Annotated in this window: 23 protein-coding genes; 13 read left to right on the top strand and 10 right to left on the bottom strand. The window is 65.2% G+C overall.

What is annotated here, in order from left to right; translation table 11 throughout:
- Nucleotides 1–22: 22 nt before the first annotated feature.
- The gene (locus NKH35_RS20900; RefSeq protein ID WP_023673886.1) at nt 23–367 is read right to left on the bottom strand and encodes a PQ-loop domain-containing transporter; all 345 of its coding nucleotides are present in this window, start codon (nt 365–367) and stop codon (nt 23–25) included.
- 284 nt (nt 368–651) lie between these two features.
- Between NKH35_RS20900 and NKH35_RS20905 the strand changes: the two genes are divergently transcribed.
- Nucleotides 652–957 carry a hypothetical protein gene (locus NKH35_RS20905; RefSeq protein WP_023689804.1) on the top strand — a complete coding sequence of 102 codons (306 nt, stop codon included), beginning with the start codon at nt 652–654 and terminating at the stop codon, nt 955–957.
- Nucleotides 958–1,009: 52 nt separating this feature from the next.
- Here NKH35_RS20905 and NKH35_RS20910 read toward each other — a convergent pair whose 3' ends face one another.
- Both NKH35_RS20910 and NKH35_RS20915 read right to left on the bottom strand, forming a co-directional pair.
- A complete protein-coding gene (locus tag NKH35_RS20910) occupies nt 1,010–1,642 on the bottom strand; it encodes a Vgb family protein (RefSeq protein WP_023730380.1) in 633 nt (210 codons plus the stop codon).
- Nucleotides 1,643–1,671: 29 nt separating this feature from the next.
- Entirely contained in the window at nt 1,672–2,892 is a 1,221-nt protein-coding gene (locus NKH35_RS20915; protein ID WP_023685490.1) for a hypothetical protein, read from the bottom strand.
- A gap of 389 nt (nt 2,893–3,281) precedes the next feature.
- On the opposite strand from NKH35_RS20915, the gene NKH35_RS20920 reads away from it, so the two are divergent.
- The 3 genes from NKH35_RS20920 to NKH35_RS20930 all read left to right on the top strand — a co-directional run bounded on the left by NKH35_RS20920 (nt 3,282) and on the right by NKH35_RS20930 (nt 5,446).
- Nucleotides 3,282–4,034, top strand: a complete 753-nt coding sequence (locus NKH35_RS20920) for a DUF899 domain-containing protein (protein WP_023695474.1) — start codon at nt 3,282–3,284, stop codon at nt 4,032–4,034.
- 86 nt (nt 4,035–4,120) lie between these two features.
- Complete coding sequence (locus NKH35_RS20925) at nt 4,121–4,393, top strand: hypothetical protein (protein ID WP_023672530.1); 273 nt, start codon at nt 4,121–4,123, stop codon at nt 4,391–4,393.
- A 48-nt stretch (nt 4,394–4,441) separates the two neighbouring features.
- Nucleotides 4,442–5,446 carry a zinc-dependent alcohol dehydrogenase family protein gene (locus NKH35_RS20930; RefSeq protein ID WP_023672529.1) on the top strand — a complete coding sequence of 335 codons (1,005 nt, stop codon included), beginning with the start codon at nt 4,442–4,444 and terminating at the stop codon, nt 5,444–5,446.
- Nucleotides 5,447–5,464: 18 nt separating this feature from the next.
- Here NKH35_RS20930 and NKH35_RS20935 read toward each other — a convergent pair whose 3' ends face one another.
- The 3 genes from NKH35_RS20935 to NKH35_RS20945 form a co-directional block, all read right to left on the bottom strand.
- On the bottom strand, nt 5,465–7,327 hold the full coding sequence (locus NKH35_RS20935) for an ATP-binding cassette domain-containing protein (protein WP_081726142.1): 1,863 nt from the start codon (nt 7,325–7,327) through the stop codon (nt 5,465–5,467).
- A 71-nt stretch (nt 7,328–7,398) separates the two neighbouring features.
- Nucleotides 7,399–8,544: a sugar ABC transporter substrate-binding protein gene (locus tag NKH35_RS20940; RefSeq protein ID WP_032886623.1), complete on the bottom strand. Its 1,146-nt coding sequence runs from the start codon at nt 8,542–8,544 to the stop codon at nt 7,399–7,401.
- A gap of 158 nt (nt 8,545–8,702) precedes the next feature.
- A complete protein-coding gene (locus NKH35_RS20945) occupies nt 8,703–9,359 on the bottom strand; it encodes an SGNH/GDSL hydrolase family protein (protein WP_023715137.1) in 657 nt (218 codons plus the stop codon).
- Nucleotides 9,360–9,525: 166 nt separating this feature from the next.
- Here NKH35_RS20945 and NKH35_RS20950 point away from each other — a divergent pair, with 166 nt between their 5' ends.
- The 3 genes from NKH35_RS20950 to NKH35_RS20960 all read left to right on the top strand — a co-directional run bounded on the left by NKH35_RS20950 (nt 9,526) and on the right by NKH35_RS20960 (nt 13,878).
- Nucleotides 9,526–10,761, top strand: a complete 1,236-nt coding sequence (locus NKH35_RS20950; RefSeq protein ID WP_023685483.1) for an ROK family protein — start codon at nt 9,526–9,528, stop codon at nt 10,759–10,761.
- 244 nt (nt 10,762–11,005) lie between these two features.
- Nucleotides 11,006–13,555, top strand: a complete 2,550-nt coding sequence (locus NKH35_RS20955; RefSeq protein ID WP_352916200.1) for a caspase family protein — start codon at nt 11,006–11,008, stop codon at nt 13,553–13,555.
- 14 nt (nt 13,556–13,569) lie between these two features.
- The gene (locus NKH35_RS20960) at nt 13,570–13,878 is read left to right on the top strand and encodes a hypothetical protein (protein WP_352537524.1); all 309 of its coding nucleotides are present in this window, start codon (nt 13,570–13,572) and stop codon (nt 13,876–13,878) included.
- A gap of 24 nt (nt 13,879–13,902) precedes the next feature.
- On the opposite strand, the gene NKH35_RS20965 is transcribed toward NKH35_RS20960, so the two are convergent.
- Nucleotides 13,903–14,265 (bottom strand): hypothetical protein, encoded by a 363-nt coding sequence (locus NKH35_RS20965; RefSeq protein ID WP_023685480.1) that lies wholly within the window; start codon nt 14,263–14,265, stop codon nt 13,903–13,905.
- 134 nt (nt 14,266–14,399) lie between these two features.
- Between NKH35_RS20965 and NKH35_RS20970 the strand changes: the two genes are divergently transcribed.
- Nucleotides 14,400–16,496 carry an alpha/beta fold hydrolase gene (locus NKH35_RS20970; protein ID WP_352916203.1) on the top strand — a complete coding sequence of 699 codons (2,097 nt, stop codon included), beginning with the start codon at nt 14,400–14,402 and terminating at the stop codon, nt 16,494–16,496.
- A 9-nt stretch (nt 16,497–16,505) separates the two neighbouring features.
- Here the strand turns inward: NKH35_RS20970 and NKH35_RS20975 are convergent, their stop codons facing one another.
- Nucleotides 16,506–17,123: a TetR/AcrR family transcriptional regulator gene (locus NKH35_RS20975; RefSeq protein WP_023712508.1), complete on the bottom strand. Its 618-nt coding sequence runs from the start codon at nt 17,121–17,123 to the stop codon at nt 16,506–16,508.
- Between the two features lie 459 nt (nt 17,124–17,582).
- Here NKH35_RS20975 and NKH35_RS20980 point away from each other — a divergent pair, with 459 nt between their 5' ends.
- The 3 genes from NKH35_RS20980 to NKH35_RS20990 are packed head-to-tail and all read left to right on the top strand — an operon-like array spanning nt 17,583 to nt 21,354.
- Nucleotides 17,583–18,077 carry a (2Fe-2S)-binding protein gene (locus NKH35_RS20980; protein WP_023805584.1) on the top strand — a complete coding sequence of 165 codons (495 nt, stop codon included), beginning with the start codon at nt 17,583–17,585 and terminating at the stop codon, nt 18,075–18,077.
- A complete protein-coding gene (locus NKH35_RS20985; protein WP_023805585.1) occupies nt 18,074–19,057 on the top strand; it encodes an FAD binding domain-containing protein in 984 nt (327 codons plus the stop codon). The genes NKH35_RS20980 and NKH35_RS20985 overlap by 4 nt, the downstream gene beginning before the upstream one ends.
- On the top strand, nt 19,054–21,354 hold the full coding sequence (locus tag NKH35_RS20990; protein ID WP_352916208.1) for a xanthine dehydrogenase family protein molybdopterin-binding subunit: 2,301 nt from the start codon (nt 19,054–19,056) through the stop codon (nt 21,352–21,354). Before NKH35_RS20985 ends, NKH35_RS20990 begins: the two co-directional genes overlap by 4 nt.
- Nucleotides 21,355–21,538: 184 nt before the next feature.
- Here NKH35_RS20990 and NKH35_RS20995 read toward each other — a convergent pair whose 3' ends face one another.
- The gene (locus NKH35_RS20995) at nt 21,539–22,549 is read right to left on the bottom strand and encodes a zinc-dependent alcohol dehydrogenase family protein (protein WP_352916210.1); all 1,011 of its coding nucleotides are present in this window, start codon (nt 22,547–22,549) and stop codon (nt 21,539–21,541) included.
- A gap of 106 nt (nt 22,550–22,655) precedes the next feature.
- Here NKH35_RS20995 and NKH35_RS21000 point away from each other — a divergent pair, with 106 nt between their 5' ends.
- Both NKH35_RS21000 and NKH35_RS21005 read left to right on the top strand, forming a co-directional pair.
- The gene (locus NKH35_RS21000; protein WP_352916213.1) at nt 22,656–23,603 is read left to right on the top strand and encodes a LysR family transcriptional regulator; all 948 of its coding nucleotides are present in this window, start codon (nt 22,656–22,658) and stop codon (nt 23,601–23,603) included.
- A 91-nt stretch (nt 23,604–23,694) separates the two neighbouring features.
- Nucleotides 23,695–24,195 carry a hypothetical protein gene (locus NKH35_RS21005; protein ID WP_352916216.1) on the top strand — a complete coding sequence of 167 codons (501 nt, stop codon included), beginning with the start codon at nt 23,695–23,697 and terminating at the stop codon, nt 24,193–24,195.
- Between the two features lie 140 nt (nt 24,196–24,335).
- On the opposite strand, the gene NKH35_RS21010 is transcribed toward NKH35_RS21005, so the two are convergent.
- Nucleotides 24,336–25,055, bottom strand: a 720-nt coding sequence (locus NKH35_RS21010) for a PfkB family carbohydrate kinase (RefSeq protein WP_352916219.1), incomplete at its 5' end; no start/stop codon positions are given.

A 25,055-nucleotide genomic window follows, 5' to 3' on the forward strand; every position in this document is an offset into this window, starting at 1 on the left:
GCGCAATCTGCCGCGGTGATCTTCAGCAGACATTGTCGACCATCAGAGCGGTCGCTTCCGACCGGCTTGCGGCTTCCTCAACCGGAAGCCGTGCGCGATGGCGCTTGTAGGCGGTGAGCGCGATGACCAGCACGCAGCATACGGCGTTCAGCCAGTTGATCGCCGCCAGAGCGGGATCGTTCAGATTGATGTGGGCGTAGAGTCCCGTCGTGGCGTTGGCGCCTGTCCACAACAGCCAGGTCGCGTAGGAAATCGCCGACGCCCCGTGCCTGTCCCGGGCCACCCGCACGATCTGCGGCAGGTAGGACACCACCCGCAAGCCATTGAAAATAGTGAAAAGATAAAAAGACAGATCAGCAAGTGTCATCCGAAACCCCTGTCATGGCCGGACGTCCCATAGCGTTCCTTGCAGTGGCGGCATGTGAGCCCGTTCACATGCCGGTTTCGATTTTCCTGTTGCGGCCCGGCATCCGGATTCTTTCGCCATGGGGGCGTTCGCCGTGAGCCAGCCCGACGAGGTCGACATGAACCAGATCTTGTTTCGGCCGACGGCGCTGGAGTGCTAAACAGATCTCGTGCTTGGGCAAAGTTCGGGTTGACCGCTGCCAAGCGCGCGGCGACTATCCCTGCAACGTGCAGGAGGACATGAGAATGGACGAACCCGATCGCTGGCGGCACATGGCGAGCGCCCCCAAGGACGGCAGCCGCATCCTGGTCACGGTCAGGCCATCGGAACAGGGGCCGGCCGAGGTCGACCTCGCTTACTGGTCGCGCGCCGACCAGTTCGGCACGGAGGGCTGGCGCTCTTCCGATTCGTCGCCAGGACGGGTGATCGAATACCCCGAACCGGAGTTGAAATGCTGGATGCCGCTGCCGACGGCCAATCTGAGCCGGGCTTCAATGCCAAGTCCGTGGCAAGGCGAAGACGTCCCGCTGCTCGACGGCTCCGGGATATGATCTCGGCGGGATGACCGTAGGAAATACGCTGCCGGCCCAATACTTGACGGCCTTACTTCGGCCGACGCACCGATCGCACCATGCCGCCAGGGCCGCTGCCGCAAAAGAAGCGGTCGCCGCCGTCGGATTCGAGCCCGGAAACGCCCACCCCCGCCGGCATGTCGAGCCGTTCCAGCACCTTGCCAGTTTGCGGATCGACGCGCCGGACATCGCTCTGGTCGCCTTCCCAGGTGCCGTGCCAGAGCTCGCCATCGACCCAGGTCACTCCGGTGACGAAGCGGTTTGAGTCGATGGTGCGCAGGATTTTCCCGGTCTCGGGATCGATCTGGTGGATCTTGCGCTCCCGGTTCTGCCCCACCCAGAGCGTGCCCTCGGCCCAGGTCATGCCGGAATCGCGGCCGCCGCCGGGCGCCGGGATGGTGGAGAGCACCTTGCCGGTATCGGGGTCGATCTTCTGGATGCGGTCCCCGGCGAGCTGGAACAGATGCCGGCCGTCATAGGCGGTGCCGGCATGTGCCGCGACATCGATCGAGCGCAGCGTCTCGCCGCTTGCCGGATCGAAGGCGGTCAGCCGCTCGCCCGTCGCAAACCAGACATTCTGTCCGTCGAAGCTCACGCCGTGCACGGTGTCGACATCAGGAAAGGGCCCGTATTCGCGCAGGATTTCCGCTGCTGAATGTTTCATGTCCTGGTCCTCGATCATGGTCACCTTTCCTAGCCGTTCGGCAGCGGCGACGGGAGTAACAAGGTGGTCGTGAAACCAGCGACCGGTGGCGTCATCCAGCGCCGCGCCCGGCCGTGGCCGAAGGACTGCACTTTGCCGGTCTCGGCCAACTGCTCGAGCGCCCGCTGTACGCTGCGCTGTCCGGCGCCCAGCGCCAGCGCCAACGCCGAGCTGGCCCAGGATTCACCATCGGCCAGGAAGGCCAGCACCGCGGCGTGCCGCTCCTCGATCGGCCGCGCCAGCACCGCCACGGAGCCTGCTTCGCGCGGCTTTAGCGCAAAGCCCTGGCTGGTCGCGCCGATGCCCGCCAGCGGCCGCAATTCGGCGCGCAGCCGGCCGATCTCGACCCGCAGCCTGGCGCGATGCGATTCATCGGCATGCCGGCCGCCAAAGGCGCGGGCAATCAGCGTCGCCCTCGGCACATCCGCCGGCCAGGCTTCGGCAAGCGCGCGCGCCAGCGCAAACAGCACCGGCCGCGTTGCCAGCGAGATCGTTGTTTCCTGCTTGTGCACGATATAGCGGAACGTATCGACGACCAGCGCGCGCGACGCCTGCAGCGCCTCGACTTCTTCGAGCAACAGCGGATGCTCCTCGCCGCCTGCGATCAGCCGCGCCGCCGGCGTCTCCAGCGCCAGGAAGGCGCTGTCGACCTCCGCCATGAGACCCGGAATGCCGGCCCGGCGGGCGGCATGGCGCGCCCACTCAAGGGCTGCGCGCGCGGCCTTCGTCTTCAGGCGCCGCATGGCGATGCCGGCAACCGCGAGTTCATGCGCGGCGCGTGAGGCCGGCGGAAGCGGCGACGGATCGAGCCCAGCCAGCACGTCTTCAGCCTCGTCGAGGCGGCCGATCAGCAGCAGGCGGCGCACTTTGAGATGCCCGGCATGCGCCGCGTTCAGCCGGTCGCCATGCTTTTCCAATGTCGACCGCGCCGCGTCGAGCGCCTTGGACGGCCAGCCGAGATCACGCGAAACAAGTGCGATCTCGGCTTCGGCGACAACGCACCTGGCGCGCGCCACCGCCTCCTTTGGACCGAAGGCACGGCCGGCCCTACGCAACAGTACTTTGGCGCGATCGAAATCGCCGAGCTGCGCCATGGCAATGCCGCGCAACGCCAGCGCCGGGGCATCCTCGCGCAAGGCGACGCGGTCGAGTGCCGCCAGCGGATTGCCCGCCGCCAGCGCCAGCCCTGCCGCGGTGATCAGCGAGTCCATGCAAATCCCGTCACATTTGTAACTCCCACCGCTCCCCTTATCGGCCCTAACTTAAGTCACCACCGCCAAGCAGCAAGCCGCGGACGGCGACCTAGCCATCTGGACTGGTTGAAGACGCCCAGGCCTGCGTTGACGGCAATATTCGCATTCGCTAGCCTGAGCATCTCAGACAGTCGCGTTAAGCTTCTCAATAAGGAAAAACCGACCATGCCTGCTTCCGAGGACTTCGAGCCCACCGTGCGGCCTCGCCACCCCTGCTGCGGTGGCCCGCCTGCAAATGCCGTCACATTTGTAACTCCGCCCTCGCCGCCTCGCGGCCCTAGCCTGCCTCACGATCAACAGGCAACGACAAGCCACAACGGCTCAACAACTGGCAAAGGAAACAAGCAATGACCAAGCACGTGGCAATGAAGACCCCACCGGTCGTTTCAAGGCAAGAATGGGAAGCCGAGCGCGAAAAGATGCTGGTGAAGGAAAAGGCAACGATGCGCGCCAGGGACGCGCTGTCGGCCGAGCGCCGGCGCATGCCATGGATGGAAGTAGACAAGGCCTATGTGTTTGAAGGTCCCAACGGCAAAGCGAGCCTGCTCGATTTGTTCGAGGGTCGGCGCCAGTTGATCGTCTACCGCGCCTTCTACGAACCCGGCGTCCACGGCTGGCCCGAACATGCCTGCCGCGGCTGTTCGCTCGGCGCCGACCAGGTCGGCCATCTCGCCCATCTCAACGCCCGCAACACCACGCTTGCCTATGCCTCCCGCGCGCCGCAGGCCGACATTGCCAGCTTGAAGCAGCGGATGGGTTGGGAGATGCCCTGGTACACAATCACCGACAGTTTCGACAAGGATTTCGGCGTCGACGAATGGCACGGCCACAACGTGTTCATCCAGGACGGCAAGAAAGTGTATCGCACCTACTTCATCAACAACCGCGGCGACGAGCAGATGGGCACGGTCTGGAGCTACCTCGACGCAACGCCGCTCGGCCGCCAGGAAATCTGGGAGGATTCGCCCGAAGGCTATCCGCAGACCGAGCTCTACAGCTGGTGGAACTGGCACGACAATTACGACGCCGCACCCGACAAGACGTGGGAGGAAGTGTCGGCGGCCGGCGAAGCCGCGTTCCGCAACAAGGACGGCAAGTAAGGACCTGGAGCGGCGCCCATCCAGCTTGGTTTCCTGTCCCTCACGGGACAGGAAACCCGGGCATTGATCATCAAGGGATTACGACCATGAGCGATATCGGCACAGGGACCGACAGTGAGGTCCCTAAACGCTCCGATGCAGTTTCTCTCCGCACCGCCGACTGGCTGTGCCTCGCCGCGGCCCCTGTTTTCGCCGTGATGGCGCTGCTTACCTGCATTCACGCTGGCGACGGCGTCATGTCGTGCCTGGGGGCCGATGCCTCCCCGCTCACCGGCATGCCGCTGATGTATCTCTTGATGAGCGCCGTCCATCTGGCGCCTTGGCTGCGCGTGATTTCCGGCCGGCCGGTCCGGCGATAGGCTGGACCGCCGCCGCCATGCTAACGCTCTTTACGTCGGAGAGAGACTATGAAGCTGGTCAGGCTGAGAGCGCCGGGCGGGTTGGACAAGCTCGACCTGGTCGAGGTGGATCAGCCCCGGCCTGGGCCGGGAGAAATGCTGGTCAGGATTCGCGCCTGCGCGCTGAACATGCGCGACGATTTCGCCGTACAAGGCAAGGTGCCGCTCGCCGAAGGCCGCGTGCCGCTGTCGGATGGCGCCGGCGAGGTGATCGCGATCGGTGACGGCGTCGACACGTTCAAGCCGGGCGACAGCGTCGTCAGTGTTTTCTACCCCTGGTGGCTGGCCGGCGACATGAGATCCGATACAAGCCGCGACATTCCCGGAGACAGTTTCGACGGCTTCGCCAGCGAGTATGTGTGCATGCCGGCGCACGCATTCACCAGGGCGCCGGCGGGCTATACGCATCTCGAGGCGGCAACGCTGACCTGCACGGGCGTCACCGCCTGGCGCGGGCTGGTGACATGCGGCAAGGTAAAGCCCGGCGACACGGTGCTGATCCTTGGCACCGGCAGCGTGTCATTGTTTGCGCTGCAATTTGCCAAGGCCGCCGGCGCAAGGGTCATCGCCACCTCGTCCGATGAAGGGAAGCTGGAGAAGCTCAGACGACTCGGGGCCGACAGCGTCATCAACTACAAGGCGGTGCCGCAGTGGGGCGGCAGGGCCAGGGAACTGACGGACGGACGCGGCGTCGATCATGTGATCGAGGTCGGCGGACCGGCGACGCTGGCGCAGTCGATAGCGGCCTGCCGGACAGGCGGGCATATCGCACTCATCGGCGTCCTGACCGGCTTTGCAGCAGAAGTTTCAATCCCGGCGCTGTTTTCAAACCAGATCCGCATCAGCGGAATTTCCATCGGCAGCAAAGCCGACCAGCAGGACATGATCCGTGCGATAGAGGTCAACCGCCTGAAGCCTGTCATCGACAGCAGCTTTCCACTGCAGGATATCGCCGCCGCCTTCAGGCACTACGAAGCGCAAAGGCATTTCGGCAAGGTCTGCCTCGAGCTTTAGATCCTGCGATCGGCATTCCTACCCAGCGGCCGGCGCCAGCGTCCCGCTTGCCATCAGGCCCCAGAGCTGATCGGCGGTCAGCTGTTTGGCCGAGCCGTCGTAAGCCACCCTGCCGAGGCTGAGCACGACGATCCTGTCGGCCAGCGCCCTGACCGTCGACAGGTCGTGCGTGACCAGGATGACGCCGGTGCCGCTGGCGGCGATCGAACGGATCAGCTTGACTACCTGCGCGGTCTGCTTGACGCCGAGCGCGGCGGTAGGCTCGTCGAGGCAGATCAGCTTGACGTGATCGGCAAGCGCGCGGGCAATGGCGATGGACTGCCGCTGGCCGCCCGACAGCGAGCGCACCAGAACGTTTTCGTCGCGAAGCGTGACGCCCAGCGCGGCAAGCCGGGCACGACACTGCTCGGCGGCCTTTCGGTCGTCGCGAACCGGGAAGACACCGAGCCAACGCCGCGTTTCCTCACGCCCGAGGATCATATTGTGGGCGACGCTGAGGTTCGGGCAGAGCGCCAAATCCTGATAGACGGTCTCCAGGCCGGCGCCGCGTGCATCCTGCGGGCTCCTGAAGGAAATCGGCTGGCCCTCGAGGGTCATCGCGCCGGCATCGGGCTGGATGGCGCCCGAAATAATCTTCACCAGCGTCGACTTGCCGGCGCCATTGTCGCCGAGCAGACAGACGATCTCGCCTTTGCCGACCGTGAAACTCGCCTCTTCCAATGCCGTCAGCGCGCCGTAGGATTTGCGGGCGCCGGCAATCGAGAATGCCGGACCTTGCGGGGCCTCTCCATTGCCCTCCGTCACGGCAGGGCCGGCCGAGGCGACGGCACCATTGTCCGCCACCGTGAAGTTGGTCGCGGCGGCCCGAGCGCGCCGGCCGCGAAAACCGATCGCAGCCTGGTCGGCCACCAACGCCAGCAACAGCATGCTTCCCACCGAAATGGATTGCCACCATGATTGCAGGCCGACGAAGATCAGTCCTGCATTGAGGATGCCGATGGTGGCAACGCCGATGGCGATGCCGAGCGGCCGGCCGGAGCCGCCGGAAAAAGCGACGCCGCCAAGGATCGCGGCGGTGAGCACGTCGAGCTCGAAGCGAACGCCGATGGTCGGCGTGATGCTGCCGAGACGACCGGCGATCAGAACCGAGACCAGGCCGATCAGCAAGCCATTGGCGGCGTAGAGGCCAACCACCGTGCGCCCCACCGGAATGCCGCAGAGTTCGGCTGCGCGCGGGTCGCCGCCTATGGCGTAGAGCCTCAAGCCGGTGACCGTGCTGGTCAAGATAAAGGCTCCGATGACAAAGACAGATGCGGCGATGATCACGGTGTACTGGATGCCGAAGATCTTGCCCCGCCCCAATTCGAGCAGAGCCTCGGGAAAACCATAGACCGCGGTGCTGGAGACGACGAAGGCAAGGCCGCCATAGAGCGCCAGCATCGCCAGCGTGACGATCAACGGCGAGATGCTCAGCCTGCGCACCAGCAGACCGTTGAGCAGACCGAGCAAAAGGCCGAGACCCAGGCCGACGCAGATTGCCAGCGGCGCGCTCTGCGTCGCCACCGCAACCTTGGCAGTGATGATGCCGATCAAGGCGACCATGCTGCCGATGGAGAGGTCGACATAGCCGGCGATCAGCAGCGCGGAGGTGCCGAGCACGGCGATCAGGATCGAGGTCGAGTTGACGCCGATGACGACGAAATTGTCGAGGCTGAAGAACGATTTGTTCAACAGCGAGAAGGCGATGATCAAGCCCAGCGCGACCAGCGCCAGCCCGATGCGGCCAGACGCTTCGCCCGGCGCCTTGACGCCCGGCAGCAAGGATGAAAACCGGCCCGTTTGCAGCGGTGTCGTCCCCGTTCGAAGGCTGTCTGTGCTCATGCTTGCCTCTCACTGAAGCGGGCGGTTTCAGGTCAGGCTGAACCGCCCGTATCGCGCGGGAAAAACAGGCGCTACTTTGCCTCGGATGACCAGGGGAAATTCACATACTGGTCGCGCGTATCGTAGCAGATGTTGCCGTACATCCTGAGATAGATATCGCGGCGCTTCGGGTCCTTGTAGACCGCGGCCGGGTCGGCGACATCGGCCTCGTACTGGGCCATGTAGTCGCTGGTCAGCGCCACGGGCAGGATATCCATCGCCTGCGGGATGCTCTTGCCCTCCAGCCAGTCGGCCGCGTGCTGGCCCATGGCATAAGCGAAGACTGGCGACGCCAGGCTGATGCTTGCCTTGTAGGGACCGCCGCCTTTCTTGATCGCGGCGACTGCCTCCGGTTCGCCGTCGATGCCGCCAAGGAACTGGTCCGGCCGCGCCTTGCCCGCCGCTTCCAGGGCAGCCAGCGCGCCGAGCACGACCGTGTCGGCGCCGAGCACGACATCGACGTCGGGATGGGCCTGGAGAATGGTGCTCATCGTGGCAAAGCCGCCTTCCTTGTTGACGGGATTGGGTGAGATGTCGGCGACGATGGTGACATCAGGCATGGCCTTGAAGATGTCGCGCATGGCGGCAAAGCGCGGCGCCAGGAATTCCATGCTGTCATGGGACAGGATGACGACATTGGCCTTGCCGCCGAGCTTGTCCTTTATGTAGGCTGCGGCCGCTTCGGCCAGCACCTTGCCGGTCTCGTATTGCGGCGCATTGAGCAGCGACGTGGCTGGCGGCGGCACGATGGTGCCGACATAGGCGCCCGACCAGATAAGCTCCTGCAGGCTGCGGCTCATGGAGGCCGGGTCCACAGGCGCCGCCACCAGACCGCCGATCTTGGAGGCGAGAAACAATTGCACCTGCTCGACCCCCTTGGCGGCGTCATTGTTGGCAAGCGCGCGGCGATATCCCAGCCCGCGATCCTTGGCGGCGGCGGCCAGGCCGCGGTCGACGCCCTGCATGAATTCACGCTCGTTATCCTGCGCGAAGGCCAGCACCTTGTTCAGGCCGGGCGGTGGGCTGCAGGCCGGCGCCTTCGGATCGAACGGCGCAAATACCGCCGGCTTGGTGAGCCCGGCCGGGCCGTCCTGCGCGCCTGCCAGAATGGTACCGCCCGCGAGCACACCGGCAACGCCGAGCAGCGTCGCCAGCATCATGTTCCTGTCAGATCGCATTTCACTTCCTCCCTGTCGTTGATTGTTGCCGCGCATCGCAAGCCTCGCGGTCGCTACTCTTCCCAGTCTCCCCAGATACCCACCTTCCCGCTCGCAAGTCAAAACTTTTTCCAGTGGAATTAATTAATCAGAGATAGTCGGGTGACTCGCCCACGCGATCACGCCTTGCCGATCAGCGACTGGACGACTTTGGCCAATTCCGTGCCGAGCACGCGATGCGCGTCGCTGTCGAGGTGAATGCCGTCTACCGCGCTCGACTCGACGACATCGCCGGCGTTGAAGAACGCGGCGCCGGCGCGCCGGGCGGCATCACGGAACAAGCCGGCAAAGTGCATCGACTTTGAAGCGCCGCCCAGGAACATCTGGCCGAACCAGTCGACCTCCAGCATCGGCGGCGGCGCAACAATCAGGACCGCGGGCGCCACGCCTGCGGGGCCAGCTTCGCTGCGCAGCACAATTCTGGCCAAGATCTCAATAGAATCAGCGACATCATTCGGCGTTACCGAGAACCTATGCTTGAGATCGTTGGTGCCGAGCATAAGGATGACGAGGTCGAGCGGCATATGCGTTTCCAGGCACACCGGGAGCGATTTGAGCCCGTTCTTGTGGAGACCTTCGATCGGATCGTCGTGCACGGTGGTGCGCCCGCCCTGCCCTTCTTCGATCACATCCCATCCGCTGCCGAGCTGGCGGCGCATGATGCCCGGCCAGCGCCGGTCGGGCGTGAAGCGGTGCCGTCCGACCCGGGCCAGGGTGGGAATGGCGCCATAGGTATTGGAATCGCCAAAGCACATGATGGTCCGGGTCTGCGTCACGGCATTGCTCCTCCAGGCCTGCATACTTTGAACGACAGCGGGCCGGCCGGCGTCAACTACATTTTTCCATCGGGTGGATTTAAATGTTGCCTTGCCAGGCCCGCATTGCTACGTCAGCGCTTTGATCGGCTCGCCTTGCGGCCAAACTCCTTGCGCAGGGGAAAGCGTGACCGGAACCAGCTTCTTCAGTCTCGAAAAGATCGCCGAGGGCCGCAGCGGCGGAACCACGCAGGCCGAGAGCCGCATCTACAACGAACGCCTGATCGTCTCGCTCATCCGCCGGCACGGGCAGCTGGCTAAGACCGATTTGACGCGGCTGACCGGGCTGGCCGCGCAAACCATCACCACCATCGTCAACCGCGCCGCCGACAACAAGCTGCTGCTGCGCCTGGAGCCTTTGCGCGGACGGCTGGGGCAACCCTCGGTTCCCTATGCGTTGAACCCGAAAGCCGCGTACGCCTTCGGCCTCAAGGTCGACCATCGCAGCGCCGATGTCGCCCTGGTCAATTTCGTCGGCGACGTGATGTCGTTCGAACGCACACTGTTCGACTATCCGACGCCCGTCGAGGTGATGAAATTCGCCAAGGGCGCCATCGCGCGCATGTGCCGCAAGCACAGATCGATAGAGCAAGACCGCATCGCGGGTCTTGGCATCGCCTCGCCATTCCATCAGTGGAACCTGAGCGAAGAGGGCGCGGTGCCGGCGAGCAGGCTGGATGCCTGGAGGGAAATCGACATTCGCGCCGAACTGGACCGGGCGTTCGACTGGCCGGTGTTCCTCTACAACGACGCCACGGTGTCGGCCGCGGCCGAACTGATGTTTGGCGCCGGCGGATCGCGCGCCGACTTTCTCTATGCCTATGTCGGGCACTTCATCGGCGGCGGCCTGGTGCTCGATCATCACTTGTTCCCCGGCCGCAACAAGCTGGCCGGGGCGCTAGGCGACATGCCGGTGCCCGCGCCGGGGCGCAGGGGCGACCGGATGACGCCTCTGCTGCGCGTCGCTTCGCTGCATTCGCTGGCCGGCAAGCTCAACGACCAGGACAATGGGGAGAAGGACGCCGGCCGCATCTGGTCGTCGCCCGACGATTGGGGCGACCTTGGAGAGCCGGTCACCGCGTGGATCGATGAGGTTTCGGACGGGCTTGCCTATGCCGCCCGCAGTGCCGTTGCCTTGCTCGACATCGACAATGTGGTGATCGATGGCGCCATACCCAATGGCGTGCGCAAGGAGATCGCCAAGGCCATGCGCAGAAAACTGGCACGTATCCTTGTCGATCGTCCCGAGCCGTTCTCTGTCATCGAGGGGACGTTTGGCCATCTCGGCCCCGTTATCGGCGGCGCCAGCATTCCGCTGCTGGTGAAATATTCGAACGACAAGGAATTGCTCTTCAAGGAATAGGCGCGCAGCCGCCGGCACCAGGCATTCCCCCAAAACAGCGAACTGTGAGACTTGTCACATACCTGCTCGTGAAGCGCGTGCTACTTGCACTCTGCGGTCGGTCGACGCCGAAAGAAATCGCCTGCCATGGTCTGGCGGTGACGGGCCTTTCACTTTATGCTGTGGCAGGTTGCATACTCTCAACGGACCTTGATGCCGCAAGCGGTGTTCTCGTCGGCGTCAGGCCGCGACCAGGAGTTTTGTCATGCTCCGACTTTGCGGATTCATCGCGGCCTTCATCCTTGCCGGCCTCACAAGCTTTGAGGCCTGCGCCGATCGAAGGGTCGCGCTCATCATCGGCAATTCCGATTATCGCGACATCCCGGCGCTGAAGAACCCGGCCAAGGATGCCCAGGACGTATCGGCCACGTTCCGGCTGGCCGGCTTCGAGGTTTTCGTCGCCGAGAACCTCACCAAGCAGCAGTTCGAAGGCCAGTTCCGGGACTATCTTGCCGCCGCCGACGGCGCCGATCTCGCCGTCGTCTACTATTCCGGGCACGGCTTTCAGATCGGCGGCGAGAATTTCCTGATACCCGTCGACGCCTCGTTGAAGAAGGCGGCCGACATCGAGGTCCAGGCCATCAAGCTCAACGACGTGCTGGAGCAGCTGCGCTCGAAGTCGAAGATCCAGGTGATCATCCTCGATGCCTGCCGCAACAACCCCTTCCCGCGCAACAATTACTGGCTGCGCGACCAGCTTGTCACCGCCGGCAATAATGGGCTGGCGCAGGTGCGAAGCTCGCTCAACACGCTGATTGCCTTCGCCACCGAACCAGGTGCGGTCGCCTATGACGGCAGCGGCGACCTGAGCCCGTTTTCATCGGCGTTTTCGCGGCGCGCGCTGGCGCCGAACCAGGAGATCCGAACGGTCATGTCGGCGGTGCGCCGCGATGTCGTGCAGGCCACCAACGGCATGCAGGTGCCATGGGAAAATTCCTCGCTGATCGACGACGTGGTGCTGGTGCGCCGCAACAATCGGCCTTCGCTGCCGCCAGTGCTGGAGAAGGTGGTGCTGTCGGGGGTCGGGCCTGTCGCTCTCGGCCTGCCGGAGCCGGTCGATGTCGATGGCGGCGCCATCAGCATCAGCATCGAACGGCCGCCGGCAATGGGCCGTCTGGTGCTGGACGGCAAAGACGTCGCGGTGGGCGAACCGATTGCCGGCAAGGACCTGCCGCGCCTGCAGATGGATGTCCCCAAAGGAGCCGCCACGCAGGACGAGGTGGATATGCTGGCCTACGCCACGCATGACATTTGGGGCGGCGGGAGCCAGGGCATACTCGTATTCCGCGTCAAGAGCGGCGAAGGCGCTGCCGGCCAGCAGATCATGGCTTCGCTCGAGGCCGAGCAGAAACAGCAGGTGCTGGAGCGCGGCATCCACATCACCGGCGCCGCCGAAGCAATCGAGAACCGCAAGCTTGATATTCCCGTCGGCGTCGGCCCGGTCGCGCTCAATCTGGATTTCCCCACCGACGATCCGGCGGTCAGCCTGAAGGTCTCGGGGTATCCGGCAACGGGAACGCTGTCATTGCCTGATCGAACCTTGTCGCCGCAATCCAGCCTTCTGGCCGGTGAAGTCGACCATCTCCGTTACGAGCCGCAGATCGGCGCCGGCGCGCCGGTCGAGGTCGGCTTCGAAATCCGGGCCGACAGCAGCTCGGCTAAGCCCGCGACAATGAAGCTGTCGCCGACGGTCGATGCCTGCGATACCGCCGCCGGCGAGCCTCTCGACCTGCAAGGGGTGGTGCCCGGCCTGCTGCCGAACGAGATCGGCGCCGGTGCGGTGGCAGCCTGCGAGGCGGCGGTGAAAACCTATCCAGACGTAGCCCGCTTCCACTACGAGCTCGGCCGCGCGCTGCTTGCGGCCGGCAGGGTCGGCGAGGCCAGGGCAGCCATCGAGCATGCCGCCAAGAAAGGCCATGTGCGCGCCGTCTTCGAACTCGGCTATCTCAACGCAACCGGAACCGGGACGGCCATCGACCGCACCCAGGCCAACGCTCTCTACAAGGCTGCCGCAGACAAGGGCGATCCTTACGGCATGACCTCGTGGGGACGCGCGCTGTTCAATGGCTATGGCGTCAACCGCGATACGGCCAAGGGCCTCGACCTGCTGCTCAAGGCGGCGGCCATGGGGCACACCTATGCCATGAACGATCTTGCCGCCATCTTCACCGAGGGCCGCAACGGCGTGCCTGCCGATCCGGCCCGCGCCGTCGCCTTCCTGCAAGCGGGGGTGCAGCGCCAAGACATGTATTCGATGAACCTGCTCGGCCGCAATTACCTCGCCGGCCAGGGCATCGAAAAGGATCCGAAGACGGCGCAGGCCCTGTTCCAGCAGGCCACCGATCTTGGCCAGCCCTACGCGCCCGGCAGCCTCGCCCGCATGTACAGGGATGGCGCCGGTGTGCGCCAGGACCCGGCGGAAGCGCAAAGGCTGTTCGAACTGGCGACCACGCGCGGCGATCCGTCGAGCGCCTATGATCGCGCGGCGCTCGAAATGGCGAAAGGCGACAAGGCCGATCAGGCTGTCGCGGTGCGCTTCCTGGCATTCGCCGTCGCGCTTGATCTGCGCAAGGAGTTGCCGGACGCCAAAAAGGGCCTGGCGCAGTTCGGCACCAAGCCGAAAACGGCAGCTTTGGACGCGCTGCGTCAGGAGCTCAAGTCGAAGATCCCCACGTCCGGTTCGCTGGACATGCAACTGGTCAATGCGGCCCGGGTGGTCTGGGAAGAAGCCAATCCGCGTCGGGATTTGTTCTGAACAATAAGGAGGCCATGGTGGGCAAGGCATTCAAGCAGACATTCATCGGGCAGGCATTCATCGGGATAATTCTATCCGGCGTTCTGGCCGGGCTCATGGGCTGCACCTCGGTGTCGCCGATGTTTGAGCCGGCACCGCCGGTGAAACATCGCAAGGTGGTTCGCGTAGCACCTCAGCCAAAGGTGGTCAGATACAAGAAGGCGACCACCGGCAAAGTGATCAAGCCGGCCGAGGAGATCCCGCAAAAACCGCCCGTGATTCCTTCTCTCGGCGGCAGCGGAGGCGGCGGTGGGGCTGGCGGCGGCGGCGGCGGTTGGGGATGAGATCGTCGACCAAGGGCGCTGCACTCAGCGGCCCCAAAGGGTCTTGCTAAGATCCGCATGAGCCTTGGACAACGTCAAGCCGAAATCGTCCATCCCTGTCGCGGCATCGGTTGGCCAGCGGACAATTCGGCGCAGCGCTGCACGGAAAAGGCAGCGGACGAACGCTGCCAGTGCAGAGGCCACGACCGCCGCCGGATCGAGTCTGCGAGCCGCCAATGCCCGATGGGCCTGTTGTGTTTCGAGATAGCGGGCCAGCGCAATATCGTGACGCGATGGTGCGCCAAGCTCCTGCCGGTCGCGCCCGGGGTCGTCATGCCAGATGGGCCACTCGGTCGGGCCAGGGTGATGCACGGTATCCTCCTGCGAAAAGAGATCCAGTGCGAACAATCTCCTCAAGCGCCGTGAGCAACGCGTGGGAACCTGCGTGATGGAATCGTGAAAAGCGCCTCGGCGGCGGAATAAGTGTTGAAATGGAGTGAGCTTGAGCGGATCGTCGTCGCGCTGTGACCGTGGCGGATCCGATGACCGGACCTTATCTTCACCTGCTGGGTGGTTTCGACTTTGCCGGCGTCGGGGCCACGGTTCCAGCCATCAGCCGCAAGGCGCGTGCGATGGTCGCCTATCTCGCGCTGCAGTCGGGGCATTCGCAGTCGCGCGAGAAGCTGGCGACCCTGCTCTGGGGCATCAACAGCGAGGCGCAGGCGCGAATGAGCCTGCGGCAAGCGGTATCGTCTGTCAGGAAGGCCATGCAGACGTGCGGCGGCGGCCGCTTCCTCACCGATGGCAACAGCGTCGCTCTGCATCTCGACGGCCTTGATTTCGACGTCGCGCGGTTCGAGGCGCTAGTCGCCAGCCCGGCACCCGAAGACCTCGAACTGGCGCTCAATGTCTACCGCGGCGACCTGCTCGACGGCTTCGGCCTGAAGGAGGAGCCATTCGAGGACTGGCTGAGGATCGAACGCGAGCGGCTGCGGGCACTGGCCGTCGCGGCGCTCGACAGGCTCGTCGCGCATTATGCAGCGACGAACGATCCTGCCGCATGCGTGCGCGCGGCGGCGCGCCTGCTGGCCATGGACCCGTTGAGGGAGGATGTCCACCGTGCCCTGATGCGCGCCTATGCGGCGCAAGGCAGGACCAATCTCGCGCTGAAGCCATATGAGCACTGCCGCACCGCGCTTCTACGCGATCTCAAGCTGCAGCCGGAGCCGGAGACGCGGCAATTGTTCGAGACGCTGCGCACACGCCGCACAATGGCGCCGGCACGGCCACCCACGACTGATGCGGATGACGCTACCGGCTTCAGCCACGAACTCACAGCCCCCCCGACCCACTATGTCAAATCGGCCGGGATCAACATCGCGTATCAGGTGACCGGCGACGGTCCGGTCGACCTGATCCATGTGCCGGGATGGGTCTCCAACCTCGACCACGCCTGGGGCTCGCCGCGGCTTTCGCATGTGCACCGGCGGCTCGGCACTTTCTCGCGCCTAATCCGCATGGACAAGCGCGGCACCGGGCTCTCGGACCGCAATGTCGGTCTGCCGACCCTGGAAGAGCGGATGGAAGATGTGCGGGCAGTGCTGGATGCGGTTGGCTCGAAGCGCACGGTGCTTTTCGGCAGCTCCGAGGGCGGCCCGATGTGCATGCTGTTCGCGGCGACCTATCCCGAGCGCACAGCGGCACTCGTGCTCAATGGGGCCTACGCCCGCGGCAGGTGGTCACAAGACTATCCGTGGGCGAAGACAAGCGAGCAGGTGGAAGAGGATCTGGCGATCGTCGAGAAAGAATGGGGAGCGGCGGCGGATATGAGCAACGCGGCGCCCAGTCTGATGAGCGACACGTTCGAGACAGAATGGTTCGCCGCCTATCTCAGGAATTCTGCCTCGCCCGCCGACGCGATCGCCCTGTGGCGCTGGGGAGCCGAAATCGATGTTCGCGACATTCTGCCTGCTGTCCATGTTCCGACACTGATCATGCAGACGACTGGCGACGGCTGGGTGAAGCGGGAAGAAGGACGTTACCTGGCGACGCACATCGAGGGCGCCCGATACATTGAGTTCGCCGGCCGCGACCACGTCATCTGGGGCGAGAATTCCGATCGGATCGTCGACGAGATCCAGGCTTTCGTCACCGGCGCCTTGCCGGCGGCCCCAGGCGAACGGCTGCTTGTGTCGGTGCTGTCCCTCGATATGACGGGCTCGCCTTTCGGCATCGACCCGGCCGAGCGGCACGCCGAAGCGCTCCGTGGCGAACTCCTCGCGGCCGAAGGCAGAGAGATCAGCCGATCGGACGGCAAGGTGCTCGCGGTGTTCCAGCGGCCAACGCGGTCGATCCAGTGCGCGATCGCCATCCGCGATCGCTTGCGGCAATCCGGTGTCGAGGTCCGCTCGGCGGTGCATATCGGCGAGTGCGAGCAGCGGGGCCATCAATTTTCAGGCGCGGCGATCGAACTGTCATCGCGTCTGCTTGACCATGCGCGGCCGGGCGAAATCATCGCATCAAGGACGGTGCGCGATCTCGTGGTCGGCTCCGGCCTGCGGTTCGAGGAGCGTGGCGAAATGGCGGCAAGCGGGCTGCCCGGCGCGTTTCCGTTCTATGCGGTCGATGGTTCGGCTTGAGCCGCTAGGTCACCTCTTCCCTGCCCCGAACCGCAGCCCGTCCATCAGCAGCTTGACCAGCCGGCGCGAGCGGTCGCGCCAGTCCTTGGTGTCGGGGGCCGAGTAGATGCCGCCGAGTGCGTGCAGCACATCGGAGGCGTCGACGTCGCTGCGGATCGAGCCTTCCGCCACTGCCGCCTCGACCAGTTGCCGCAAGGCCAGCGACACCCGGCCCGACATGTCGGAGAACACGGCGGAATTCGTGTTGAACAGGATGCGCAGGCTGGCCGCCAGGCCGCGCTTGGTGGCGATGTAGTCGACGAAGCGCTGCATCCATTGCTCCAGCGCCACATCGGCCGAATGGTGGCTGGCGAGGTCATCGGCAGCCGCGCAGAGCGCCTCGACTTCACGCCGATAGACCACTTCGACCAGATGCTCGCGGGTTGGAAAATGCCGGTAGAGCGTGCCGATACCGACGCCCGCCTGGCGCGCGATCTCCTCCAGCGAGGCATCGACGCCGTGCTCGGCAAAGGCCGCTGCCGCGACCTCGACCAGCCGGTCGCGGTTGCGCTGCGCATCGGCGCGCAGCGGCCTTGGCGCTGCGGCTTCGCGCTTCTCGTCGGCAATTGCTTGCGACTGCTCGGTCAATTTTTTCTCCACTGTCGATATATGGGGGCTTGAACCCAAAGGGGTAAGCCCCCAACTAGATAAACGGAGGCGCCTCCGTTTCAGTGGAGCAGTCTTATCATATAATCAGGAGAGCCGGTATGTCACGTGTTGAGATTGTGAAGACTGAAGCATCCCCTGCCGGCTGGAGAGTCGGGGCGGCAGAGCTGCCAATCTTCCCCCTCGTGGGGGAGATGTCCGGCAGGACAGAGGGGGGCGCTCTCCCGCCAGCCTATCAAGGCCTGACCAACACCCGCTTGGAAAAGGTCTATTTCGACGCATGTAAATCGGGAACGTCGCATTCCTTCGCGCCCCCTCTGCCCTGCCGGGCATCTCCCCCACAAGGGGGGAGATTAGGCGCGCCGTCGCCTCTTCCCTTGTCCTCTCCCACTCGAGCCCATTTCAATCCCCTAGCGTCAAGCAACTGGAGCCAGACGCCTCATGACCGACCAAACCAAATCCACCACTATCCCAATCCGTCTCACCATCAACGGACACAGTCACGAACTGCAGGTCGAGCCGCGCGTCACGCTGCTTGACGCCTTGCGTGATCGCCTCGACCTGACCGGCACCAAGAAGGGTTGCGACCAGGGCCAGTGCGGCGCCTGCACGGTGCATGTCGAGGGACAGCGCGTGCTGGCCTGCCTGACGCTTGCAGCACAAGCCGAAGGCCGCGAGATCACCACCATCGAAGGATTGGCCGGCGACGACGGCACGCTTAACGCGGTTCAGGCTGCTTTCCTCGACCAGGATGCTTTCCAGTGCGGTTACTGCACGCCCGGACAGATCATGTCGGCGGTGGCCTGCATCCGCGAGGGCCATGCCGGCTCGGATGACGAAATCCGCGAATACATGGCAGGCAATCTCTGCCGCTGCGGCGCTTATCCGCACATCGTCGCCGCCGTGCGCCAGGCGGCACTGGAGGTCGCGTCATGAGGGATTTTTCGTACATTCGCGCCGATACACTCGACGCCGCACGCCAGGCAGCCGCCGTGCCCGGCGCCATGCTGCTTGCCGGCGGCACGACGCTGGTCGATCTCGCCAAATGCGGCGTGGCCGAACCCGAGAGCCTGGTCGACATAACCCATCTCAAAGGGCTCGACGCCATCAAGGTCGACGCTGACAGTGCCATGATCGGCGCGCTGGCCAAGATGAGCCTCGTCGCCGACAATGCCGAGATCAAGAGCCGCTTTCCCGCGGTCTCCGAAGCGCTGTGGCAGGCGGCTTCCGCGCAGCTGCGCAACATGGCGACCATCGGCGGCAATCTGATGCAGCGCACGCGCTGCCCCTATTTCCGCGATCCCGCGAATTTTTCCGCCTGCAACAAGCGCTCGCCCGGCAGCGGCTGCTCGGCGATCGGTGGCGTCACCCGCGGCCATGCCGTGCTCGGCACCAGCGACGCCTGCATCGCCATGTATCCCGGCGATCTCGCCACCGCGCTGGTCGCCTTCGACGCCGTGGTTCATCTTGGCGAACGCCAGGTTGCCGTCGACGACTTCTTTCCCCTGCCCGGCGCCACGCCCGACAGGGAACATGCCATCCAACCGGGCGAGATGATCACGGCCATCAGCATCCCGGCTTCAGCCGCCGCCCGGCGGTCGACCTATCTCAAGGTTCGCGACCGGCAGTCCTATGAGTTCGCCGCTGCAAGCGCCGCAGTCGGCATCGACTTCGAAGCCGATGGCCGCACCATTCGCGACCTGCGCGTCGCGCTGGGCGGCGTCGCGACGAAGCCGTGGCGGGCGCACGCCGTCGAAGCGGCGCTGAAGGGCAAGGTGCTCAGCGAAGACAGGGTGCGGGCGGCCAGCTTGCTCGCCGTGGAAGGGGCCATCGACCACGGCGCCAACCACTACAAGATCGAACTGGCGCCGCGCGTCGTCGCCCGCGCCATCCTCAAGACGGGAGCCATGGCATGACCATTCACGACCCCAGGACACGGCACGGCGATGCTTCGGACGGCACTGCCGATCAGGTTGGCGGGCGGCTGTCGCGCGTCGACGGCCCGGCCAAGATTACCGGTGCGGCAAAATACGCCGTCGAGCAGCAGCTCGACGGGCTAACCTACGGCGTTCTGGTCGAAAGCACGATCGCGTCAGGCAAGGTGCGCTCGATCGACACGTCAGCCGCCGAGGCGGCACCTGGTGTGCTCAAGGTGCTGACGCCGGACACCATCATGCCGCTGAAGACTGCATCGGACTGGTTCGGCACACCGCCGCCGGACAAGCCCTACTGCCCGCTGGCGCGCGATATCACCTTTTCGGGCCAGCATGTCGCCGCGGTCATCGCGGAGACCTTCGAGCAGGCCGTTGCGGCCGCAGCCCTGGTCAAGGTCAGCTATGACGAGACGCCGGCCATCGTCGACCTCAGCGACGCCAAGGCGGGCGACGGCATTCCGATCGCCGCCATGACCAAGGAATGGGGCGATGCGCAGGCCGCTTTCGCCGCTGCCCCGGTGCGCGTCTGCGGCGCCTATAACACGCCGCGCGAATACCAGGCGCCGATGGAGCCGCATGGCCTCATCGCCCGCTGGGAGGGCGACCGGCTGACCGTGTGGGAACCGAGCCAGTGGCTCGACGGTATGGCCCGCACCTATGCCGAATGGTTCGGCGTGCCGTTCGAAAATGTACGGCTGGTCTCGCCCTATATCGGTGGCGGCTTCGGCTCCAAGGCGCTGGCGCTCGGCCACGGCGCGGTAGCGGCTGCCGCAGCCAAGATGCTGGGACGGCCCGTGAGGGTGGTCATGACTCGGCCGCAGACTTTTACCGGCTATGGCGGCCGCGCCGCGACCCGCCAGACGGTGACGATCGGCGCCGACCGTGACGGAAAAATCCAGTCGATCGTGCATCGCGGCGTCAATGAAACGTCGATCGACGGCATGTGGGTCGAGCCGTTGGGCGTGGTCACCTCGATCATGTATGCGACGCCCAACTTCTCCTCGAAGCAGAATGTCGTGCGGGTGAATTCGGTGGTGCCTGGCGCCATGCGCGCGCCGGGCGAAAACCCTAGCGCCTTCGGCATCGAAAGCGCCATTGACGAGCTCGCCTACGAGGTCGGCATCGATCCGCTGGAGATCCGGCTGAGGAATTACGCCGAGCAGGATCCGCACGCAAAAAAGGCTTGGTCGACGCGGCAGTTGCGCGAGGCTTTCGCGGCTGGCGCCGAACGCTTCGGCTGGGCCCAGCGCACGCCCAAACCGCGTTCGATGCCCGATGGCAACCAGCTGATCGGCTGGGGCGTCGCCGCCGGCACCTATCCGGTACGGCGCGCTTACGGCGAGGCCATCGTGCGTATCCTTGCCAACGGCTCGGTCGAGGTCGAAAGCTCCTCGATCGACATGGGCCAGGGCACCTACACGATCCTGGCGCAGACGGCGGCCGAAACGGTCGGCGTGGCGGCCGACCAGGTCGTGGTGAAGCTCGGTGATTCCCGGTATCCCCGCGCCGGCGTAGCCGGTGGGTCGCGGCTGGCCGGCGTGATGACGGGCGCGGTCTACAAGGCGGCGACATCGGCGCTGGACCAGCTGGTCGGTCTGGCGATCAGCGATTCGCGCTCGCCCTTCCACGCGCTGCAGGCGAACACGCTGGTCGTCGCCAATGGCCGCATCAGGTCGCCGCGCGGCGATGGTCCCGATGTCTCGATCGCCGACCTGCTGGCCAGCGTCGGCCGCGACCGCATCGAGGCCACAGGCGACACCATGCCGGCGAACTCGACGGCCGCCGATCGCTACAAGAACTACACCACCATCGCGGCGGCACTGCCGCACACCGAGGGCGACTATTCGCGCCACTCCTGGTGCGCGCATTTCATCGAGGTGCGCGTCGACGAGGATTTCGGCACGGTGCGCGTGTCGCGCGTGGTATCGGCGCTGGATTCGGGCCGGCTCTACAACCCCAAGCTGGCCGAAAGCCAGTGGAAGGGCGGCATCATCATGGGCATCGGCCAGGCGCTGCTCGAAGAAGGCATTGTCGACCGCAGGCATGGCCGCATCGTCAACAACAATCTCGGCGACTATCTGGTGCCGACCAATGCCGACATCCCCGATATCGAGGTCATCTCGGTCGGCATTCCCGACCTGCACTCCTCTGTGCTCGGCGGCAAGGGTGTCGGCGAACTGGCCATCGTCGGCGTAGCGCCGGCGATCGCCAATGCGGTGTTCCATGCGACGGGAAAAAGAGTGCGGGACTTGCCGATCACGCTGGAGAAGTTGATCTAGGAAGCGGCGTGCGTAATCTCCCCCCTTGAGGGGGAGATGTCGCCGAAGGCGACAGAGGGGGTCGCCTCTCGTAGAGCGCCAACCTCCTTCCGCCGCAGTAGGTCGAGCCCAGTCGGACCGACCCCTTCTGCCCTGCCGGGCATCTCCCCCTCGAGGGGGGAGATTGGCAGCTCGACCGCCTCGGCTACCAGTCGAGCTTGAACACAAGCTTACCGAAATGCTGCCCGCCTGCCGCCATGTGCGCGTAGGCTTCGGCCGCCTGCTCCTGGCTGAACACCTTGTCGACGACCGGGTCGATCCGGGCGGCGGCGATGGCGCGGACGGCGGCGCGAAGGTCAGATACCGACCCGGTGTTGTTGCCGACCACCTTCAGCGCCTTGATGATGATCGGCAGCAGGTCGACCGTGGCCTCGGCGCCGGTGACGAAACCGATGGTGAACAGCGTGCCGCCAGGCGCGGTGGCGTTGACGGCGCGGGCGAAGGTGGCGGTGCCGGCGGTCTCGACGACGAGGTCGGCGCCGAGGCCGCCGGTCAGTTCCAGCACCTTGCCGTCCCAGTCGGGCATCGCGCGGTAGTTGATGAGATGATCGGCGCCGAGTGCCTTCGCCCGCTCCAGCTTCTCGTCCGACGAAGAAGTGATGATGACGGTTGCGCCGGCGGCTTTCGCCAGTTGAAGGGTGAAGATGGAGACGCCGCCGGTGCCGAGCAGCACGACGACCGAGCCCGGCCCGACATCGGCGGCGCGGACGGCGTTCCAAGCGGTGGTCGCGGCGATCGGCAGGGTCGACGCCGCCTCGAAAGAGAGACGAGCCGGTACCGGCACGAGCGAGTTGGCCGGCAGCGCGACATATTCGGCGAGCGACCCCGGCAGCGAAATTCCGCGCATCTGCGTCATGTCGTTAGGCCGGGGCGGACCGCCGATCCAGCGCGGCTTGGCATGGGCAACGACGCGATCGCCGACGGCGAAATCCGTAACGCCCTCCCCCAGCGCGACGATCTCGCCGGCGCCGTCGGCGACGGGAATGAGCGGAAAGCCGGGCACACGATAATTGCCGCTGGCCACCGCCACATCGACGAAATTCAGGCTCGCGGCGCGCTGGCGGATCAGCACTTCGCCGCGCTGCGGTTCAGGCGTGGCAATGGTGGTGGCGCGAAAGGCGTCCAGCTTGGCGGCGGTCAGTTCGATGGCTTTCATGGCTCACGCATTCCGGTTGAAGGGGTCGATCGTCAGGATTGAGTGAAGCTATCTGCTGCGCTACAAGCAGATAATCCGGAATCTTTACATATGAGTCCTGTGTTTCATGCAGCAATCACACGACCCCGCCAGCCTTGCCGAAATGGCCGCCTTTGCGGCCATCACCGAAGCGCGCTCCTTCACCAAGGCAGCGTTGCGCGTCGGGCGCGACCCGACGATCCTGTCACGCCGCCTGCAATCGCTGGAGCAGCGGCTCGGCGTGCGGCTGCTGCACCGGACCACCCGAAGCGTATCGTTGACGGAGGCGGGAGCGGAGTTCCTGGTGCGTGTCCGCGCCATCCTGGCCTCGGTAGACGAAGCTGAGGCTGCTGCTTCCGCGCATGCCAGCGGGGCTCCGCGGGGCTTGCTGCGGCTGGCGCTGCCGGGAACCTTTGGCCGTATGTGGATCGGGCCGCTGCTGCCGCAATTTCTAGCGACGTTCCCGGATGTCCGCATCGAGGCCGAGTTCTCCAACCGGTTCGTCAATCTCGTTGCAGAGAACTTCGATGTCGCCGTCCGTCTCGGCGCGCTGGAGGACTCGCGCCTGGTGGCGCGCAAGATCGCGACACGGCGGCGGTTGCTGTGCGCTGCTCCCTCCTACCTCGCCCGCAGGGGCACGCCGGAAGCGCCGGAAGCGCTCACAGAACACGCCTGCCTCGGCTTCTCCGGCTTCCAGACCTTTCCAACCTGGGAGATGACCGACAGTTCGGGACGTCGCGTCAACGTCGACGTCTCGGGGCCGATGGTTTGCGACGATGCCGAAGTGCTGGTCGAAGCCGCGGTGCAAGGCTTTGGCCTGATGATGAGCACCGACTGGCTGGTCGGACGCGAACTCGCCGACGGACGGCTGGTGCCGGTGCTGGCGGACTGGACGCTGGCCGACGAAGGCGCGGTCTATGTCGTCATGCCCTCGGCCAAGGGACAAGCCGCCAAGACACGCGCCTTCGCCGACTGGATCGGCAAGCGCTTCGCGCCGGAGCCGCCCTGGACGTCGAGGCCGGTCTCAAAGGCTTGATCAATGGGGCGGGCCGGGGCTAAGACGGCATGCCGCTGTCGCGAGGCCTTTTGTCCTGTTTGATCTCGTTGAATGTAGCTCGGAGGGCATCATGCAAAGTGCATTGGCGAAGTTCATCATGGCAAGTTCCGTTCTGGCCGCGCTGCAAGCCGCGCAGCCGGCTTTTGCCGCGTCCTGCAACTGGAGCGCCAAGATGGAAGAAGACGAAGGCGGCAGCGTGCTGACGGCTTCGGTGTGCGGCGGACCGAAGGCCGATGCGCATCTGATGCTGGTCTGTTTCGACAAGCCGTTGCTGAGCTACGATCTGGGCGCGGCCGGCCAGCAGCTGGAGCCCGGCATCAGCGCTTCCTTCACCTTCAAGGGCGGTGACAAAAGCGTGACCAAAAAGCTCGACCTCGAGGCCATGTATAATTACTTCACGGCTGAGCTGAGCAAAGACGATCCACTGCTCGGCTTGTTGCGCGGCAAGGGCGACGTCACGGTTACGGCCGACAAATATGGCGAGAACAGCTTTCCGCTGACGGGCTCGAGCGCTGCGATCGGTAAGGTGCTGGCGCAGTGCGGCAAAAGTTCGGCCGGCGAAGCGGACTGAAGCTCCCTACTTTCGACCACGCAGCTTGGTCCCGCGCCTCCATCAGGGCAAAGCCAAGCAGGTTCTCGCCGCGCCCGGTTTGCCGTTTCGCTCATCGACGGGGGCACGGGTTTGGAGGCGGCAATATGCGGCCTGAGTTTTCAACGCGAGCTGCGCTTTCCCTCCGGTGTCGCCACCAGCGAGGCGGCGGCGGCATTGGCCGTGGCGATCGCCGCTTCCATCGGATGGCCACGCGCGAGGCCTGCCGCGAAGGCGCCGACGAATTCGTCGCCGGCGCCATGGGTGCTGACGACCTTGACCGGGACGGCCGCCAGTGCGAAGGCCGCGCCGGTCCGGTCGCAATAGGCGACACCTTCGCCGCCGGCGGTGACGATCGCCGAGGGGTAGGCATCGATCAGCCGCCGCGCGGCTTCGGTTGCGCCGGCGAGCGTATCGACAACCGGAACGCCGGCCAAAAATTCCGCTTCGATGGCGTTGACGATGACGATGTCTATCAGCGCGGTCAATTCGGCCGACAGTGTTCGCGCCGGTGCGGCGTTGAGCACGACGCTGCCGCCGGATGCCTTCACCGCGCGCGCGGCAGCGATGTTGGCGGCATCGGGCACTTCGTTCTGCAGCAACAGCACTGCCGTCTGTACCACCACCTCGCCCGCAGCCGCGATGTCATCACCGCCCAGGGTGAGATTGCTGCCGGAGACGATGACCGCACCGTAGTCGCCATCGCTGTCGAAGATCGCCACGCTCATGCCGGAGCCTGCGCCTGCCGCCACGCGCACGAAGCGGCGATCGACGCCGGCGCGATCGAGATTGGCCAGCAGCACCGTTCCGAACACGTCGTCGCCGCCGGCGCCGATCATCGC

Source organism: Mesorhizobium sp. M1143, from assembly GCF_040318435.1.
Lineage (GTDB): Bacteria > Pseudomonadota > Alphaproteobacteria > Rhizobiales > Rhizobiaceae > Mesorhizobium.

Bases quoted from the DNA above. Each gene is read 5' to 3' on its own strand.
- NKH35_RS20900 (WP_023673886.1), bottom strand. From the start codon at position 367: ATGACACTTGCTGATCTGTCTTTTTATCTTTTCACTATTTTCAATGGC.
- NKH35_RS20905 (WP_023689804.1), top strand. From the start codon at position 652: ATGGACGAACCCGATCGCTGGCGGCACATGGCGAGCGCCCCCAAGGAC.
- NKH35_RS20910 (WP_023730380.1), bottom strand. From the start codon at position 1,642: ATGAAACATTCAGCAGCGGAAATCCTGCGCGAATACGGGCCCTTTCCT.
- NKH35_RS20915 (WP_023685490.1), bottom strand. From the start codon at position 2,892: ATGGACTCGCTGATCACCGCGGCAGGGCTGGCGCTGGCGGCGGGCAAT.
- NKH35_RS20920 (WP_023695474.1), top strand. From the start codon at position 3,282: ATGACCAAGCACGTGGCAATGAAGACCCCACCGGTCGTTTCAAGGCAA.
- NKH35_RS20925 (WP_023672530.1), top strand. From the start codon at position 4,121: ATGAGCGATATCGGCACAGGGACCGACAGTGAGGTCCCTAAACGCTCC.
- NKH35_RS20930 (WP_023672529.1), top strand. From the start codon at position 4,442: ATGAAGCTGGTCAGGCTGAGAGCGCCGGGCGGGTTGGACAAGCTCGAC.
- NKH35_RS20935 (WP_081726142.1), bottom strand. From the start codon at position 7,327: ATGAGCACAGACAGCCTTCGAACGGGGACGACACCGCTGCAAACGGGC.
- NKH35_RS20940 (WP_032886623.1), bottom strand. From the start codon at position 8,544: ATGCGATCTGACAGGAACATGATGCTGGCGACGCTGCTCGGCGTTGCC.
- NKH35_RS20955 (WP_352916200.1), top strand. From the start codon at position 11,006: ATGCTCCGACTTTGCGGATTCATCGCGGCCTTCATCCTTGCCGGCCTC.
- NKH35_RS20960 (WP_352537524.1), top strand. From the start codon at position 13,570: ATGGTGGGCAAGGCATTCAAGCAGACATTCATCGGGCAGGCATTCATC.
- NKH35_RS20970 (WP_352916203.1), top strand. From the start codon at position 14,400: ATGACCGGACCTTATCTTCACCTGCTGGGTGGTTTCGACTTTGCCGGC.
- NKH35_RS20980 (WP_023805584.1), top strand. From the start codon at position 17,583: ATGACCGACCAAACCAAATCCACCACTATCCCAATCCGTCTCACCATC.
- NKH35_RS20985 (WP_023805585.1), top strand. From the start codon at position 18,074: ATGAGGGATTTTTCGTACATTCGCGCCGATACACTCGACGCCGCACGC.
- NKH35_RS20990 (WP_352916208.1), top strand. From the start codon at position 19,054: ATGACCATTCACGACCCCAGGACACGGCACGGCGATGCTTCGGACGGC.
- NKH35_RS20995 (WP_352916210.1), bottom strand. From the start codon at position 22,549: ATGAAAGCCATCGAACTGACCGCCGCCAAGCTGGACGCCTTTCGCGCC.
- NKH35_RS21000 (WP_352916213.1), top strand. From the start codon at position 22,656: ATGCAGCAATCACACGACCCCGCCAGCCTTGCCGAAATGGCCGCCTTT.
- NKH35_RS21005 (WP_352916216.1), top strand. From the start codon at position 23,695: ATGCAAAGTGCATTGGCGAAGTTCATCATGGCAAGTTCCGTTCTGGCC.